This window comes from Roseburia yibonii, from assembly GCF_014297335.1.
In the GTDB taxonomy this organism is placed as follows: domain Bacteria; phylum Bacillota; class Clostridia; order Lachnospirales; family Lachnospiraceae; genus Roseburia_D; species Roseburia_D yibonii.
Map to the genome: position 1 here is coordinate 69,556 of NZ_JACOQH010000004.1, position 15,139 is coordinate 84,694.

At 46.4% G+C, this 15,139-nt stretch carries 13 protein-coding genes; 1 reads left to right on the plus strand and 12 read right to left on the minus strand.

Translation table 11 applies throughout. From position 1 onward, the window contains the following. Position 1: 1 nt before the first annotated feature. From murD to H8Z76_RS07030, 10 genes are all read right to left on the minus strand, one after another. Positions 2 to 1,363: a UDP-N-acetylmuramoyl-L-alanine--D-glutamate ligase gene (murD, locus tag H8Z76_RS06985; protein WP_186982041.1), complete on the minus strand. Its 1,362-nt coding sequence runs from the start codon at positions 1,361 to 1,363 to the stop codon at positions 2 to 4. Positions 1,364 to 1,388: 25 nt separating this feature from the next. After that, positions 1,389 to 2,342, minus strand: a complete 954-nt coding sequence (gene mraY, locus H8Z76_RS06990) for a phospho-N-acetylmuramoyl-pentapeptide-transferase (protein WP_147618577.1) — start codon at positions 2,340 to 2,342, stop codon at positions 1,389 to 1,391. Positions 2,343 to 2,412: 70 nt separating this feature from the next. After that, positions 2,413 to 4,116, minus strand: a complete 1,704-nt coding sequence (locus H8Z76_RS06995; protein ID WP_186982042.1) for a peptidoglycan D,D-transpeptidase FtsI family protein — start codon at positions 4,114 to 4,116, stop codon at positions 2,413 to 2,415. 106 nt (positions 4,117 to 4,222) lie between these two features. After that, positions 4,223 to 6,241, minus strand: a complete 2,019-nt coding sequence (locus H8Z76_RS07000; protein ID WP_147618637.1) for a peptidoglycan D,D-transpeptidase FtsI family protein — start codon at positions 6,239 to 6,241, stop codon at positions 4,223 to 4,225. A gap of 73 nt (positions 6,242 to 6,314) precedes the next feature. After that, entirely contained in the window at positions 6,315 to 6,830 is a 516-nt protein-coding gene (locus H8Z76_RS07005) for a hypothetical protein (protein ID WP_243240468.1), read from the minus strand. Positions 6,831 to 6,854: 24 nt separating this feature from the next. Beyond that, on the minus strand, positions 6,855 to 7,805 hold the full coding sequence (gene rsmH, locus H8Z76_RS07010; protein WP_186982043.1) for a 16S rRNA (cytosine(1402)-N(4))-methyltransferase RsmH: 951 nt from the start codon (positions 7,803 to 7,805) through the stop codon (positions 6,855 to 6,857). Positions 7,806 to 7,824: 19 nt separating this feature from the next. Next, positions 7,825 to 8,256: a division/cell wall cluster transcriptional repressor MraZ gene (gene mraZ / locus H8Z76_RS07015; protein WP_022514574.1), complete on the minus strand. Its 432-nt coding sequence runs from the start codon at positions 8,254 to 8,256 to the stop codon at positions 7,825 to 7,827. A 210-nt stretch (positions 8,257 to 8,466) separates the two neighbouring features. Continuing rightward, entirely contained in the window at positions 8,467 to 8,637 is a 171-nt protein-coding gene (locus H8Z76_RS07020) for a Spo0E family sporulation regulatory protein-aspartic acid phosphatase (protein ID WP_147618574.1), read from the minus strand. 25 nt (positions 8,638 to 8,662) lie between these two features. Then, positions 8,663 to 9,253 carry a zinc dependent phospholipase C family protein gene (locus H8Z76_RS07025; RefSeq protein WP_022514572.1) on the minus strand — a complete coding sequence of 197 codons (591 nt, stop codon included), beginning with the start codon at positions 9,251 to 9,253 and terminating at the stop codon, positions 8,663 to 8,665. Between the two features lie 146 nt (positions 9,254 to 9,399). After that, entirely contained in the window at positions 9,400 to 9,720 is a 321-nt protein-coding gene (locus H8Z76_RS07030) for a DUF1540 domain-containing protein (RefSeq protein WP_147618573.1), read from the minus strand. Positions 9,721 to 10,058: 338 nt separating this feature from the next. Between H8Z76_RS07030 and H8Z76_RS07035 the strand changes: the two genes are divergently transcribed. Beyond that, entirely contained in the window at positions 10,059 to 12,539 is a 2,481-nt protein-coding gene (locus H8Z76_RS07035; protein ID WP_022514570.1) for a methyl-accepting chemotaxis protein, read from the plus strand. A 108-nt stretch (positions 12,540 to 12,647) separates the two neighbouring features. On the opposite strand, the gene thrS is transcribed toward H8Z76_RS07035, so the two are convergent. Together thrS and H8Z76_RS07045 are read right to left on the minus strand one after the other, a co-directional pair. Then, entirely contained in the window at positions 12,648 to 14,609 is a 1,962-nt protein-coding gene (thrS, locus tag H8Z76_RS07040; RefSeq protein WP_022514569.1) for a threonine--tRNA ligase, read from the minus strand. Between the two features lie 50 nt (positions 14,610 to 14,659). After that, a complete protein-coding gene (locus H8Z76_RS07045) occupies positions 14,660 to 14,917 on the minus strand; it encodes a hypothetical protein (protein WP_022514568.1) in 258 nt (85 codons plus the stop codon). Positions 14,918 to 15,139 lie beyond the last annotated feature (222 nt).

Consider the following 15,139-nt stretch of genomic DNA (forward strand, 5'->3'; position numbering starts at 1 on the left):
CTCACTCCTTTAAGTTTCTTACGATCTCTTTGAAGATATCACCACGCTGCTCATAGCTTTTGAACATATCCCAGCTTGCGCAGGCAGGTGACAGTAAAACGGCATCTCCATCCTTCGCGTTGTCATAGCAGATCTGTATTGCTTCTTCCAGAGAGTCCGTAAACACAATATCAAAAAATCCGCACTTTTTCGCAGCAGCGGCGATCTTTTCTTTTGTGGCACCAATAAGGACAAGTTTCTTTACTTTTCCATCAAACGCCTGGATCCACTCGTCATACTCAGACTGCTTATCATAGCCGCCGCCGATCAGAAGGGTCGGGCGGTTCATCGCGCGGATCCCCTGGATCGCCGCATCCGGATTGGTTCCCTTGGAATCGTTATAAAATTTCACGCCGCGTTTTTCTGTCACATATTCAATTCTATGCTCCACCGCCTGAAATCTGACCAAAACTTCCTTTATCTTTTCAAGCGGAACACCAAAGCCTGCCGCCATCGCCGTTGCCGCCATGACATTTTCATAATTATGTTTCCCGAGGAGATTCAGTTCCTCCACATTGCAGATGTGTTCTGCTTTTCCGTCCACTGCCCGGCAGATATCGGTTCCATCCAGATAATAACCGTTTTCCAGCTTTCTGGCACTGCTGAAGTAGATAACTTTTGTCTGTAGACCGGCTCCAAACTCACGAAGCACTTCATCTTCATAGTTGAGCACACAGATATCATCCGCAGTCTGATTTTTTGTAATGCTCTCTTTCGCCGCGATATAGTTTTCCATCGTATGATGACGGTTCAGATGATCCGGCGTAATATTTAAGATCGCAGATACTTCCGGTCTGAATTCGACTGCGGTCTCTAACTGAAAGCTGCTGATCTCCGCAACCGTCACGGTCTCCTCTGTCGTATCCGCCGCAACGCTTGTATACGGAATCCCGATATTTCCGACTACTTTGACATCGGAAAAATAATTTTTCATGATCTCGCCAAGCAGCGCTGTCGTAGTGGTCTTTCCGTTCGTTCCCGTGATCGCGAGGATCTTTCCCTTCGCGCACTGATAAGCCAGTTCGATCTCACCGATGATTGGGATCTTTTTGTCGCGTATCGCATTCACCATCGGAAGATCCGTCGGTACGCCAGGGCTTAACACTACAAGATCAAGCTTCTCCATCACGCTTTCCGGCAGTTCTCCGAGCACGATCTCCGCATCCGAAAATGCCCCGGACTTTTCCTTTACCTGCTCCTCTTTTAACTCTTTATTTCCATCAAAGATGATTAAATCCGCCTGTTTTTTCTGTAATAATTCTGCTGCGGCCACGCCACTTTTTCCTGTTCCTACGATCAGGACTTTCTTTCCTGTAAATTCCATGTTTCTTCCTTTCTGCTTCCCTATATCAAAGCGCAAGCAATGCGATCATGCATAAGATAGCGGTCGTAATGGAAAATACCGCTACGACCTTTGTTTCCGACCAGCCACCAAGCTCAAAGTGATGATGGATCGGTGCCATACGGAAAATACGTTTTCCGCCGGTCTTTTTAAAATAAGTGACCTGAATGATCACTGATAATACCTCGATCAGATAGATAAATCCGACGATCAGGATAAACAGCGGCATCTGCAGCATATACGCAGTTCCCGCAACAAATCCGCCGAGCGCCAGAGATCCGGTATCTCCCATAAAAATGCTTGCCGGATAAACATTAAACAGTAAAAAGCCAAGCAGTGCGCCGACAACCGCGCAGGTGATCGGCTCGATCCCGCTTTGGGTTCCAACCGCCACAACGCTGAAGAACGTCGCAACCATGACCGTTACGCTCGATGCCAGACCATCTAATCCATCTGTGAAATTCACGCCATTTACGGTTCCGATCACCGCAAAAAACAAAAGCGGTACCGCCACCCAGCCAAGATCCAGATATTTGCCACCGCTAAACGGGATCAGCATCTCAAGTGACACGCCGGACACTTTGATCATGTACACTGCAAACACCGCGGTCACAACGATCTGCAGGATCATTTTCTGCCACGCGAGCAGTCCGTCGGAGCGACGCAGAACAACTTTTAAGTAATCATCTAAAAATCCGATGATCCCAAATCCGACCGTGAGGAACAGGATCGGAACGATCTTCGGATAATCCTTAATATAGATAAGACTGGTAACTACGACCGCTGCAAGAATGATGATCCCGCCCATCGTCGGCGTTCCCATCTTCTTCTGATGCGATTCCAGTTCCTTTCGCTCGGTCTGACCAACCTTTAATTTTCTGAGAAACGGTATCACGACCGGTGCTAAGGCGGCACTGATCACAAATGCTATGATAACCGGTATTACTACTTGATACGACATAAAACTCACACCTCTTTATTGTACTCTTTTTGCCTTTTGTCCATGCTTCCTCAGTATACGTTATTTTATGTTATTGTGCAAGTGATTCTGTTTTTTCAATTTCCAGATAGGGCAGAATATTTTCAAAGACTTCTTTGCACACCGGAGCTGCGATCGTACCCCCATAATAAACGCCCTGCGGATCATTGATAATGACCAGACATAACACCGTCGGCTCCTCCGCCGGCGCAAATCCCAGAAACGACGAAATGTATTTGTGCGCGCTTCTTGGCAGGGTCTGCGATGTGGCTGTCTTTCCGCCGATCGCGTAGCCCTCGATCTTCGCATTTTTTCCACTGCCTTCCGAAACTACTTTTTCAAGCAGCGTCCGCATCGTCTTTGATGTCTCCTCACTCACGATGCCATCCACCTGGTCATACTGCAGGATTTCAACATTCTCCCCATCCGGTGTCTGCACTTTCACACCGAAATGCGGCGTCACTCTGCGCCCCCCATTTATAATAGAAGAAACTGTTGTCGCAAGTTCCACCGGTGTGATCTGAAATGACTGTCCAAACGACATGGTAGCAAGCTCGACCTGCCCGATATTATCCAGGGAATGCATGATCGTTGCCGCTTCTCCCGGCAGATCGATATTGGTTTTGGAAAGCAGCCCAAACTGTCTGAAATAATGGTAAAAATTATCCGCGCCGAGACGCATTCCCAGTTCCATAAAGACCGGGTTACAGGAATTCATAAGTCCCTGTTCAAAGTTTTCCGCCCCATGCCCGCCTGCTTTATGGCAGCGGATACGGCGGTCTTCCACGATCTTATAGCCCGGACAGAAAAAATTATCGTTTAATGTCACCACTCCCTGCTCTAACGCGGCGGACGCCGTGATGATCTTGAACGTCGATCCCGGCTCATATGTGTCATTGATGCATGGATTCCGCCACATCTGATTTAACAGTTCCTGTTTTTTTGCTGCATCCATGTCCGTTCCCGCATCATAATTTAATACAAACGGCTCATTCAGATTGAATTCCGGGACATTCGCCATCGCGTAGATCTCGCCGTTTTGCGGATTCATGATAAGGATGCTCACATGATCCGCCTGCTTTTGCTCCATAACTTTTGTCGCAACCTGCTCGGCGTACATCTGGATATTATAATCTATGCTGATGACCAGATTATTTCCATCCACCGGATCCAGACGGCTCTCCCCCGCATTTTCAATTTCCACGCCGCGCGCATCCGTAAGTGTCAATATCTTTCCGTTGGTTCCCTGCAAATAATCATCATACTTTACCTCAAGCCCGATGATCCCCTGATTGTCCCCGCCGGTAAAGCCAAGCACTTTGGACGCGAGTGTGTCATAGGGATAATACCGTTTGTAATCCTCATCCACCTTTACTCCGGCAAGCCCGTACGCCCGGATCGCGTCTCCGACCGACTTATCCACGTTTGTCCTGACACGCTCGATCGAGCTTACTTTCTCCACGCGCTTCCGCACGGTTTCCTCGTCCATCCCGAGTTCTTTCGCAAGCACCCGGATCACCGTTTCCGGATCCGTCACTTGGCTGTGGATCACGGATATCGTACACACTGTACGGTTTGCCGCAAGCACAACTCCGTTGCGGTCCAAGATCTGACCGCGCGCCGCCTTGATGTCACGTTCTCTTTCATGCAGATCTTTCGCCTGCTCCACATAATATTCCGACCGGAACACCATAAGATACACCAGTCTGCCGATCAGAACTCCGGTCATAAGAAAGATCAGCGCAAATACCACCATTATTTTTTTCCGATAAGCCGTTTTATTCCGATACAAAAAAAGCCTCACAAAAACCGTTGTTTCTATCCTATTACGGTTTTTGTGAGGTTATGCTTTTATTCTTGCGTCATTCCGATGTCACGACATCCACATCATTTGTGACTGCCGGACCGGTGGTTGCCGCGCCCTGTTCCGCGATATCACTCGAAGGTGTATCGGTGGTTCCTTCTTCCGCCTGTGTCTGATCCGGTACCGCTGCGTCTGCCTGCTGTCCGCTCGCTGCCGCATTCGCCGCCTCGATCGCCTGCTGTTTTGCTTCCGGCAGAGTCGGATTGACCGGCATCTCAGCCGCCATCGGCTCATCCGGATAAATATTCAGATACGGAAGCGTTTCCGCAAATATTTCCTGCGCAATTCCCTGCGCGTAGCTGCTGTGTGCCTCATCTTCCGCGTTCGGCTCATCTACAATGACATAAACCATGAGCTGCGGTTTTTCCTGCGGCGCATATCCGATAAAGGATACAAGATAATTTCCCTGTCCACGCGGGATCTTCTGCGCGGTTCCGGTCTTTCCACCCATGGAATATCCGTTTACCTTGGCGTATTTTCCGGTTCCTCCCTCGGATACCGTAGAATACAGATATCCCTTGATCTTTTCAGAAGTTGCTTCCGAAACGGTCTGTTTGATCAGCGTGTTGTCCATGGTCTGGATCGTATTTCCGTCTTCATCCGTGATCTTTTTTACTACATGTGGCTGATAATAATAGCCCCCGTTGATCAGCGAGCAGAACGCTCCGCTCATCTGGATCATCGTCGTGTTAAAGTTCTGACCGAATGAGTTGGTCGCAAGATCCACTGCCGTCATGGAATCCCTGGTATAGATCAAAGAATCGGTTCTCGCCTCGCCCGGAAGATCAATATTGGTCTTTTGACCGAAGCCAAATATCTTCTGATACTCCACAAAGTTGTCCACGCCGATCGCATAGGACATCTGCATCAGAGCGTCATTGCAGGAATTCATCAGTGCTTCGCGGATCCCTTCGAGTCCATGTCCATTCCGGTTTACACAGTGGATGGTAGAACCGGATACCAATTCCGACCCATCGCAGAGATACGTCTCATCTCCGCTTAACGTACCGGTTTCAAGTCCCGCCGCCACGGTAAACGGTTTTGCCGTAGATCCCGGCTCATACGTTTCCGTGAGACAGTAATTCTGCCACAGTCCGTTTAACGCGTCGAGTTTTTCATCATCGCTCATCGCATCGATCTGTTCCTGTGTATAATACGCGCTCAGGTCTCTTGGATTGCTGGAATCATAGTTCGGGTACTGTGCCATCGCGAGCACTTCCCCGTTCTGCGGATTCATGACAACGACCGCCGTATGCTTGCTTCCCGCGCCCTCTCTGGCAACGTTTGCATTGTCGATCTGGAACTGCGCGACTTTTTCTTCTACGATAGACTGGATGTTCAGATCGATCGTGGAGACTACGACATTTCCGTCTTCCGCCGCCTTGATCGTCTTTTCAAAATTGTTGTCCGAATTCAGATAGCCGTACTCTCTGCCGTTTATCCCGTTTAGCGTACTGTTGTAGGAATTTTCGATCCCCGCCATTCCGACATTTCCGGATGTGGTAAAGCCGATCACCGAACTGCCGATCGATCCGTAAGGATATTTGCGGATGTATTCTTTTTCAAACCATACGCCGTCAATATCCGGATTGTTTTTCTTGTCCTCCTGTAAGGTCACAAAGCCCTGGATCTGGTCATACGGAAGACGCTTTTCCAGCACATTGTACTGCTTATTCGGCTCATTCTGGATCAGCTGTCTAAGTTCATCCGCGTTCAGATCCGGGAAACACTGCACTAACGCTGTGATCGTAGGCTCGATCTTCTTCTCATCGTTGTTTAATACCTTACAGTCCAAAATCACATTATAGACATCGGTACTGGTCGCAAGTATCGTTCCTTTCGTATCCACGATGTCCCCGCGGCGGTACGGTATGGTCGAGCTGTCGTACTCCTGCTGGGACAGCACGATCTTTTCATACTTCGCGCCACTCGTGTATTCAATATACATCAACCTTCCGATCAACCCAATCAAAGCCACTGATATCAGTGAAAACACGATCAGCAGCTTCTTTTGCATCTTTCTTGAAAATCTGGTTGGGATTTTTTTCTTTCTTCTTTTTTCTGTCACTCCATCACCCTGTTACGTCTCTCTATTTTGACGGAATGTCACTGTACTGGTTCATATAGTCATCGTTCGCGATCTCATAATACATGATCTGATCGGAAGACGCATAGACCATGCCAAGCTGATTTACCGCAACATCCTTCACATGGTTTAAGTCCACGGATGTCTCGATCCGCTTTCTCGTAGCCGCATTGTCTGTTGTAATATCCGTCACCTGGCTCTCCAGTCTGGAGATCCGGCTCATGCGCTCGGTAAGATCTGACTGCAGCTTGATATATGCCACACAGGACAGACACGTCAGTAATACTGCCATTGACAAAAACATAACATAACCGCGGTTCATGCGCAATGCTTTTTCCTGATTTCTTCTCGCCACACGTTTGTTATGCCGTCTTCTCGCTTCCTGCTCTCTGTCAATATGTTCTCTCCGCCGTTCCGGAACATTCGGAACCGTTTCCACTCTGCGCACGGTATTTCCGTCTACATAAGTGTCTGTTGTATAAACTCTCTCATAACGATCCATCCGCCGTCTTGTTTTCATTTTCATCTCTCCCTCTTTTCTGTCTTACTTCACTGTCTTATGTCGTTCAAACACTCTGAGTTTTGCACTCTTTGCGCGCTTGTTCTCTTCGAGTTCTTCCTCTGACGGCAAAATCGGTTTTCTTGTGATCACTTTGCCCTTTGAAACATTTCCGCACACGCACACTGGAAATTCTTTCGGGCAGGTACATGGGTTTTCATTTTTTCGAAAACTTGTCTTAACGATCCGATCCTCCAGGGAATGGAATGTGATAATGCAAAATCTTCCGTCATCTGCCAGAAGATCGATCATCTCATCCAGGTTGTCCTGTAAAACTTCAAGCTCACGGTTTAACTCTATCCGGATCGCCTGAAACGTACGCTTTGCCGGGTGTCCGCCCGTCGCCTGTACCTTCATCGGTATGGATGCCCTGATGATCTCTGTCAGTTCCCCGGTTGTCTCGATCTCTTTTTTCTGTCGTTCTTTTACAATATGCTTTGCAATGTTCTTCGCGAAACGATCTTCCCCGAAATCACGGATGATCCGGTAAAGCTCCTGCTCGGAATATCCGTTTACGATATCCCTTGCGGTCTTGCTCTGTCTTTGATCCATCCGCATATCAAGCGGTGCGTCTTCTTCCCGGTAAGTAAACCCGCGTTCCGGCGTATCCAGCTGAAACGATGACACTCCGAGATCCAGAAGGATCCCGTCCACCTGTGTGATCCCGATCTTTTGCAGTTCGGATTTCATTGCCGCATAGTTGCTTCTTATAATAGTTACACGATCCTTATACTCTGCAAGGCGCTCTGTCGCTGCCGCGATCGCGTCCGCGTCCTGATCGATCCCGATCAGCCTTCCCTTACCGGAAAGACGCTTCGCGATCTCATAGGAATGTCCGGCTCCGCCAAGTGTTCCGTCCACATAGATCCCATCCGGCTTAATATTTAAATTTTCTATTGTCTCCTGAAGTAATACCGATTTGTGGTTAAATTCCATTGTCTCCTCCAACCTTCAATTAAATACCAAGTCCCAGATCTGCCATGTGCTCCGCGATCTCATCCATATCGTCATACGAATTGGATTCCTGCCATTTATCCTTGTCCCAGATCTCCACCCGGTTAAAGACACCAACCGAAACAACATCCTTTTCGATCCCGGCATATTCACGCAGAACGACCGGAAGCAGGATTCTTCCCTGCTTGTCTACCTCACAGCTTGCCGCGCCCGCGAAAAAGAACCGCGCAAACTTTCTTGCATCTTTTGTAGTAAGTGGTACATTGCGGAATTTTTCTTCGATGTTTTCCCATTCACTTTTCGAATACACGAATAAACAGCCATCCAGTCCCTTTGTCACTACAAATTCATCCCCAAGCTGTTCTCTGAATTTGGACGGAACGATCAGTCTGCCTTTTGTGTCAACTGTGTGATTGTATTCTCCCATGAACATAGAACACACCTCGGCCAGTAAACAGGTATCCTGTGAGTTTTGGAATGTGAACCACTTTTTGCCACATCATCCACCACTCAGCACCATCATCTACCACTTTCCTCCACTTATTGAATAATAATACCCCTTTCCGGTAAAAAAAGCAATAAAAAATACGCAAAAACCAAAAAGGTTTTTGCGTATTTTGTCTGAAACATATCTTTTCTTTGTTTAAGCGCCCTCCGCTTCGCAGAGTTCCACATATTCCGCGATCAGCTTGTCAAGCTTTACACTGAGCAGATAGCTCACATCGTAATCATTTAAGGTTTCCAGGGAATGATCCAGTCTCTGTCTTGCGTCCTCAATCTCTGTCTGCAGTATTTCTTTTCTTTGTTTCACCATCTCGTTCTCCAAAAATTTCTTTTTATCAGAATTGCTGCACATGCCGCTTTTGTTTTGCCTGCCGGAAGAACTCCGTAATACTGTGCACCGCCTGCTCATTCATCACCACGATGCTTTTTATATCTTCTTCCACGCCCTTTTTCCTTTCCAGATACTCATCATGACTTTTCTGGATAAACGCGATCAGAGCCTCAGGCGTCTGAAATTCGATCGTCTTTTTTGCATGTTCCAGCACTTCCGGTGTCTTCAGGTATTCCCGCAGACTTATTTTTAATTTTTCCTCATACGCGCAGTGATCTTTCAGATTTCCCGGATAGATCTTATTATGCGGAAACGTAAAATAATCTGCCAGATAATGTGTTACCTGTCCCAGATTTCTATAATATTTTGATTTTTGTCTTTTGTACTTTTTCTGATAGTCCGAGGAAAGCCGCTCTATTTCTCTCTTTACCTGCGGAAAAGTTCCGGTTATCTCATGCTTCTTATATAAGAAAGAAGGCTTACAGTCCGGAAGTATGCTTCCTATATAGAAAGATAACTTGTGCTTCCTTAAATCTCCGTCGTCCAGATTTCTCACCAAATAGCGTGCCAATGAAATGTGCGATTTCTTTCTCATTCAAAATCCCTCCATGACCTGTGAAAAACATCCGTAGAAGCTTACATAGGTATTGTACTTCTAAGAATTTCTTTTTTCAAGCTTTTTACGACTTTTTCATGGAGTTTTTTCTGCCATTTTCTTACGTTTTTTGACTTTTTCTGACTTTATTCGCAGCAAAAGCTTGCACATTCCGTATCCGTACACTGACAGGCTTTCCCACCGGCGATGCCGATATGCTCTGCCGTACACATGCAGCTGTCCACATCATTGAATTTACAGTGCTTGGCTCTGCATCCGACCTTAATCTCCTCCTTCGGGCTGCAGGAACAGCTGTTAGTCGCTCCGTCCTTTCGCTCCTTAAAGCTGCTGCAGCAGGTCTCATCGGAACTCATTGCCGCCTGTCCGTCTACTAAAATATCACCTTTGCCGCAGTACCGGTCCGCATTGTACACACAGTTTATTACTGAACAGTTTAATTTTGTCATGATCTTCTCCTTATTTTTATATATTTTTTTACTGACGTCTCACAGCTTTTTTTGCTGTAACAAAAGTATCTGCTCTTTTTTTGTTCTTATGCGTGTATATGTTTTCCATATATTTTCGCCTGCATTCGTTTTTTAACTTGTTTTTTTGCTTATTTTAGCCATTTTTAGTTCTTTTTTTGCTTTGTTAGTTTTTTCTAATTGTGCCATTTTTACAATCTTTTCCTTTTTTCCAAAATATTCTTCCTTTTATCTCAAATTATGTTAAGATAACTATGCTAAGATTGTTATTTTATTTTTTAACTTTTTTAACCATTTTTTTAATGAAGGGGGATATGCATATGCATTCTAAGAAAAAAGATTCCGCTACAAAAGCACCGATTGCAAAAGCATCCATATTTTCCAGTATCCGCGGCAAACTACTGGTTCTCGGGTGCGTATCCATTGCAACCACTGTTATTCTCGGTTTTACGGGAATTTATCTGATCAACAGCAGTAACTCAAACAACCAGGTACTCGCTGATATCAATCAGATCAATTTACTACAAAATGAGAACCAAACGCTCGACGTGTCCTTTTTATATGACCTCGACACTTCTTATAACGACACCAAAATGGACAACCTAAAGCAGATGAGTTCTGCTGCCGAAAATGCCCTGAAATATACAAAATCCGGTTTCCGTTCCGATTTAAAGGAAATTTCAGACGATATTGATACCACAATAAGCAACAGCTCTGATTTATTTTCTTCGATCTCTGAACGCGGTTTTTCCAAAGACAGCGGTATGTACGCAGACTTCATTGCCCCGGACGAAGCACTTGAAAGCTGCTTTTCCGATATGTCAGGTGAGAGTGAATGGATCGACGGTACCTGGGTGGATTTCCCGCTCGCTTCCGCTGAGACAGTGACGGTAGACGGTGTAAATTATCGTCATATCACCTACACCAATACCTATGAAGGCAATGGAAAACGTGATTATCTGATCGTTCGTGCCGGTGGAAACGGTATTGAATATACCGGCAGGGTATTCATCAACAATATTGTTGTCAACGACTCAGAGACACTTGATCTTTCTTCCCTGACCGCAGCAGATCTTTCAAAATCTTACGGTGAAGGATATTCCGATCTTGATGTGACCACGTTTAACAATGTTCCGAGTATCAGCTTCCAGGGTACTTTTACCAGCACCAATCCGGACTGGCAGGAAGCTTCCATCGAAATTCCGATCGCGGACAGTTCTTTTAACGTATGTCAGAAAGCAACCGTTGACCTCTACTTTGAGGAGACACAGCTTCCGACCGTAAGAGCTGCTATCGCATTAAACGGAAAATACGATTTCGGATCCAACCTTGACAGCTTAAATCAGGATTTTGCTTCCTACAGCAAATCCGTTGCTGAAGGAAACGACTCTACAGATGCCGCTTCTGCTATTGAGTCCAAACTTGCGGAGATCAAAAACAACATCAGCGTATATGCAGTAGATCCTGACATTGTGTCCGCCGGTACTTCTGCTCTTTCCCAGAAAGAAGATGCCTTCGCTTCCATGCAGGACTATGACAAGAACATCATTTCGCTGAAATCCGAAAATAATGAAATCAACAACAATCTGACCAGTGTTACCTCTGACGTACGTTCTTTGATTGAGAAACAGACCAAGACTTCCCGTACCACGATGACCGCTTTGATCGCGATCGTTTTCGTAATCGGTGCAGCCCTGATCGTTGCGATCTTACTGTATGTCATTTCGAGTATCCAGAAGAGTGTCGGCAGTTTCCGCCATACCCTTTCAGATATTTCAAACGGTAACATGACCGTGCGTGCCGCTACCGGAAAAGGTGACGAATTCGACCTGTTCGGACACTCACTCAACCAGATGGCGGACAAACTGACTGCTACCTTAAAATCCGTTGTTAAGATTGCGGGTGACTTAAAGGTCAGCGGTTCCAGCCTTGAGCAGATGGCACAGTCTACCAATGAGACCTCTTCCCAGATCGATCTTGCGATCACCGGAATTGCTGATGGTGCAAACAATCAAGCGGAAGATGTAGAACAGTCCACACACCAGATCACCGATCTTGGAAACTTTATGGACGACATGGTTTCCAACGTAGGCGAACTTGACAGCACATCCGCTCACATGAAAGAAGCAAGCGACGAAGCATTACAGATTTTGAACGGACTCAGCGTTTCCAACCAGAAGACCACAGATGGCATCAACAAGATCTCCGATCTGATCCATACCACCAACAATTCTGTACAGGAGATCAAAGAGGCAGTTTCCCTGATTTCATCTATTGCAAGTCAGACCAATCTCCTCTCCTTAAATGCCAGCATTGAGGCTGCAAGAGCCGGCGATGCAGGAAAAGGCTTCGCAGTTGTTGCTTCCGAGATCCAGCAGCTTGCAGATCAGTCTGATAAATCAGCAGACACCATTTACCAGGTTATCACAAACCTGACAGACAATTTCCAGAACACGATGTCCGTTATGGATGAAGTTGTTCAGGCAACCTTAGAACAGAACGAAAAATTAAACGAAACACAGACACAGTTCGACATTGTACGAGGCGGTATCGACCAGTCCAGAGACAAGACTTCGGTCATCAAATCTTCCATCGAGGAATGCAACAAGGTCATCATCAATGTAAATCAGCTTATGATCAACCTTTCCGCTATTTCCGAGGAGAACGCTGCTTCTACAACCGAAACTGCGGATTCCATGCAGGTATTAAATCACACGATCAACAACCTGCTGACCGAGTCCCAGAAACTGCTTGCTGCTTCTTCAGATCTTGAAAAAGATATGCAGAGCTTCATTCTCTAAAAGCTGTTGCGGGAAAGCAAAAGCAAACAGCCCGGAAAACCATTTCAGGTTTTCCGGGCTGTTCCTTTTTTGCTTTTTTCTTTCTTACTTCACTTTGTTTCTGCTTCTTTATTTTTCTTCCTGTGGAACTTCCTCACGGATCTGTTTGGTACGGATCTCTTCACAGATCGCGTTGATGAACTCAGCAAGCGGTTTTACACCCTCGTCTCCGGCGAATCTGCTTCTGACGGAAACCGTACCGTCCGCTTCTTCCTGCTGTCCGACTACTAACATATACGGCAGTCTGTCCATTCTTGCCTCACGGATCTTGTAACCGATCTTTTCGGAACGGTTATCTACGGTTGCATCCACGCCGTTCTTTTTTAATTCTGCGCATACCTTATTTGCGTATTCTTCGTATTTATCTGAAATCGGAAGTACACGCACCTGTTCTGCACACAGCCAGGTCGGGAATTTTCCTGCGTACTTTTCAATCAGCCATGCCAGTGTTCTTTCATAGCAGCCCAGGGAAGTACGATGGATGATATACGGACGTTTCTTTTCTCCATCCTGATCTACATAGTACATATCAAAGTTTTCCGCGATCGCACAGTCAAGCTGGATCGTGATCATGGTATCTTCTTTTCCATATACATTCTTTGCCTGAATATCGATCTTCGGTCCGTAGAATGCAGCCTCACCGTCCGCTTCCACGAAGTCAACGCCTTTTTCTCTTAAAACCTCACGCAGCGCTTCCTGTGTACGGTTCCAGTACTCGTCGTCTCCAAGGTATTTCTTCTTATTTGCCGGATCCCATTTGGAAAGACGGTAAGTAACATCCCCTTCCAGTCCGAGAACACTCAGTACATAGTAAGACAGGTCAAAGCAGCGTTTCAGCTCTTCTTCTGCCTGATCCGGACGGATAACCAGATGCGCCTCAGAGATCGTAAACTGACGTACACGGGTAAGTCCGTGCATTTCACCGGAATCTTCACAACGGAACAGTGTAGAGGTCTCACTCATACGATATGGAAGATCACGATAGGAATGCTGTTCATTCTTGTATACATAATACTGGAACGGGCAGGTCATCGGGCGCAGCGCAAATACTTCTTTATCGTGTTCCTCATCACCCAGTACGAACATGCCGTCCTTATAATGATCCCAGTGTCCGGAGATCTTGTAGAGATCCGATTTTGCCATGAGCGGTGTACGGGTACGCACATAACCCCAGTCATTATCCTCGAGATCTTCGATCCATCTCTGCAGTTTCATGATCATCTTGGTTCCCTTCGGTGTAAAGAGCGGAAGTCCCTGTCCGATCACATCAACGGTGGTAAACAGTCCCATCTCACGGCCGAGTTTGTTGTGGTCACGACGCTTTGCGTCCTCTAATTTTTCAAGATACTCATTCAGTTCCTCTTTCTTGTTGAATACAGTACCATAAATTCTCTGCAGACGTGCTTTCTCAGAATCCCCTCTCCAGTATGCCATGGAGGAAGAAGTAAGTTTGAACGCCTTGATTCCCTTTGTGCTCATCAGATGCGGTCCTGCGCACAGATCCACAAATCCACCCTGGTCATAGAAGGAGATCTCTGCGTCTTCCGGCAGATCTTCGATCAGCTCTACCTTATACGGTTCGTTTTTCTCTTTCATAAGCTGGATCGCTTCCTGACGCGGCAGTGTAAAGCGTTTCAGCTCATGTCCTTCCTTGATGATCTTTTTCATCTCTGCTTCCAGTTTATCGAGGTCATCTCTGGAAAACGGCTGTGCATCGAAATCATAATAAAAGCCGTCATCGATCGCCGGTCCGATCGTCACTTTTGCTTCCGGGAACAGTCTCTTTACTGCTTCCGCCAGTACATGGGACGCGGTATGACGGATCACGCGCAGTCCTTCTTTGTCATTCGGTGTCAGTATATTTAAAGCACAGTCATGGTCGATCACGGTACGCAGATCCACCACTTCTCCGTCTACCTCTCCCGCGCATGCCACACGCGCAAGGCCTTCGCTGATATCCTTCGCGATATCATAAACGCTCTTTGCTTCGCTGTACTCTTTGCTTGAACCATCTTTTAATGTGATCTTCATAGATAAGTCTCCTTTTTGTAATTCTTTTCATTATATATCAGGTATGATCCCTAACGGAAGCTCAGACAATCCTCGTCGTCCTCATCCCAGAAATCATCCGTATATGCGCCATCTTCCATATCGTCTACCGGGTAATTGCCATTATAACAGCCATTGTGGCTTCCGATCATCATCCGCTTTTTCGGTGATACCAGTATTCCAAGCAGAATTCCCGCCAGTGTGCAGGTGGTCACGGTCAGAAGCATTTCCCGCTTGCTCACCACTTTTTCTTCATCCAGATTGGAAAAAATCTGTTTTAAAATCTTCATATGTCTTTTCTCTCCTTTTCTACCATTATGATTTTTTTAGAACAACATGTGCGTTTGCCACACACCTGCGCGCCCGAACGGAGTATTTATCTGACTGGAAATCGGGAAAAATTTCAGTCAAATAAAAAAGTCCCCTGTATTACATTACATAATACAAGGGACGTATGTTCTACGCGGTTCCACCCTGGTTATCCGTCATCCTGTCACTTGCCCGCCACCCGG

Coding starts and splice junctions, on each gene's coding strand:
- murD (WP_186982041.1), bottom strand. CDS start 1,363: ATGGAATTTACAGGAAAGAAAGTCCTGATCGTAGGAACAGGAAAAAGT.
- mraY (WP_147618577.1), bottom strand. CDS start 2,342: ATGTCGTATCAAGTAGTAATACCGGTTATCATAGCATTTGTGATCAGT.
- H8Z76_RS06995 (WP_186982042.1), bottom strand. CDS start 4,116: ATGGTGGTATTTGCGCTGATCTTTCTTATGACCGGAGTTCTGATCGGC.
- H8Z76_RS07000 (WP_147618637.1), bottom strand. CDS start 6,241: ATGCAAAAGAAGCTGCTGATCGTGTTTTCACTGATATCAGTGGCTTTG.
- H8Z76_RS07005 (WP_243240468.1), bottom strand. CDS start 6,830: ATGAAAACAAGACGGCGGATGGATCGTTATGAGAGAGTTTATACAACA.
- rsmH (WP_186982043.1), bottom strand. CDS start 7,805: ATGGAATTTAACCACAAATCGGTATTACTTCAGGAGACAATAGAAAAT.
- mraZ (WP_022514574.1), bottom strand. CDS start 8,256: ATGTTCATGGGAGAATACAATCACACAGTTGACACAAAAGGCAGACTG.
- H8Z76_RS07020 (WP_147618574.1), bottom strand. CDS start 8,637: ATGGTGAAACAAAGAAAAGAAATACTGCAGACAGAGATTGAGGACGCA.
- H8Z76_RS07025 (WP_022514572.1), bottom strand. CDS start 9,253: ATGAGAAAGAAATCGCACATTTCATTGGCACGCTATTTGGTGAGAAAT.
- H8Z76_RS07030 (WP_147618573.1), bottom strand. CDS start 9,720: ATGACAAAATTAAACTGTTCAGTAATAAACTGTGTGTACAATGCGGAC.
- H8Z76_RS07035 (WP_022514570.1), top strand. CDS start 10,059: ATGCATTCTAAGAAAAAAGATTCCGCTACAAAAGCACCGATTGCAAAA.
- thrS (WP_022514569.1), bottom strand. CDS start 14,609: ATGAAGATCACATTAAAAGATGGTTCAAGCAAAGAGTACAGCGAAGCA.
- H8Z76_RS07045 (WP_022514568.1), bottom strand. CDS start 14,917: ATGAAGATTTTAAAACAGATTTTTTCCAATCTGGATGAAGAAAAAGTG.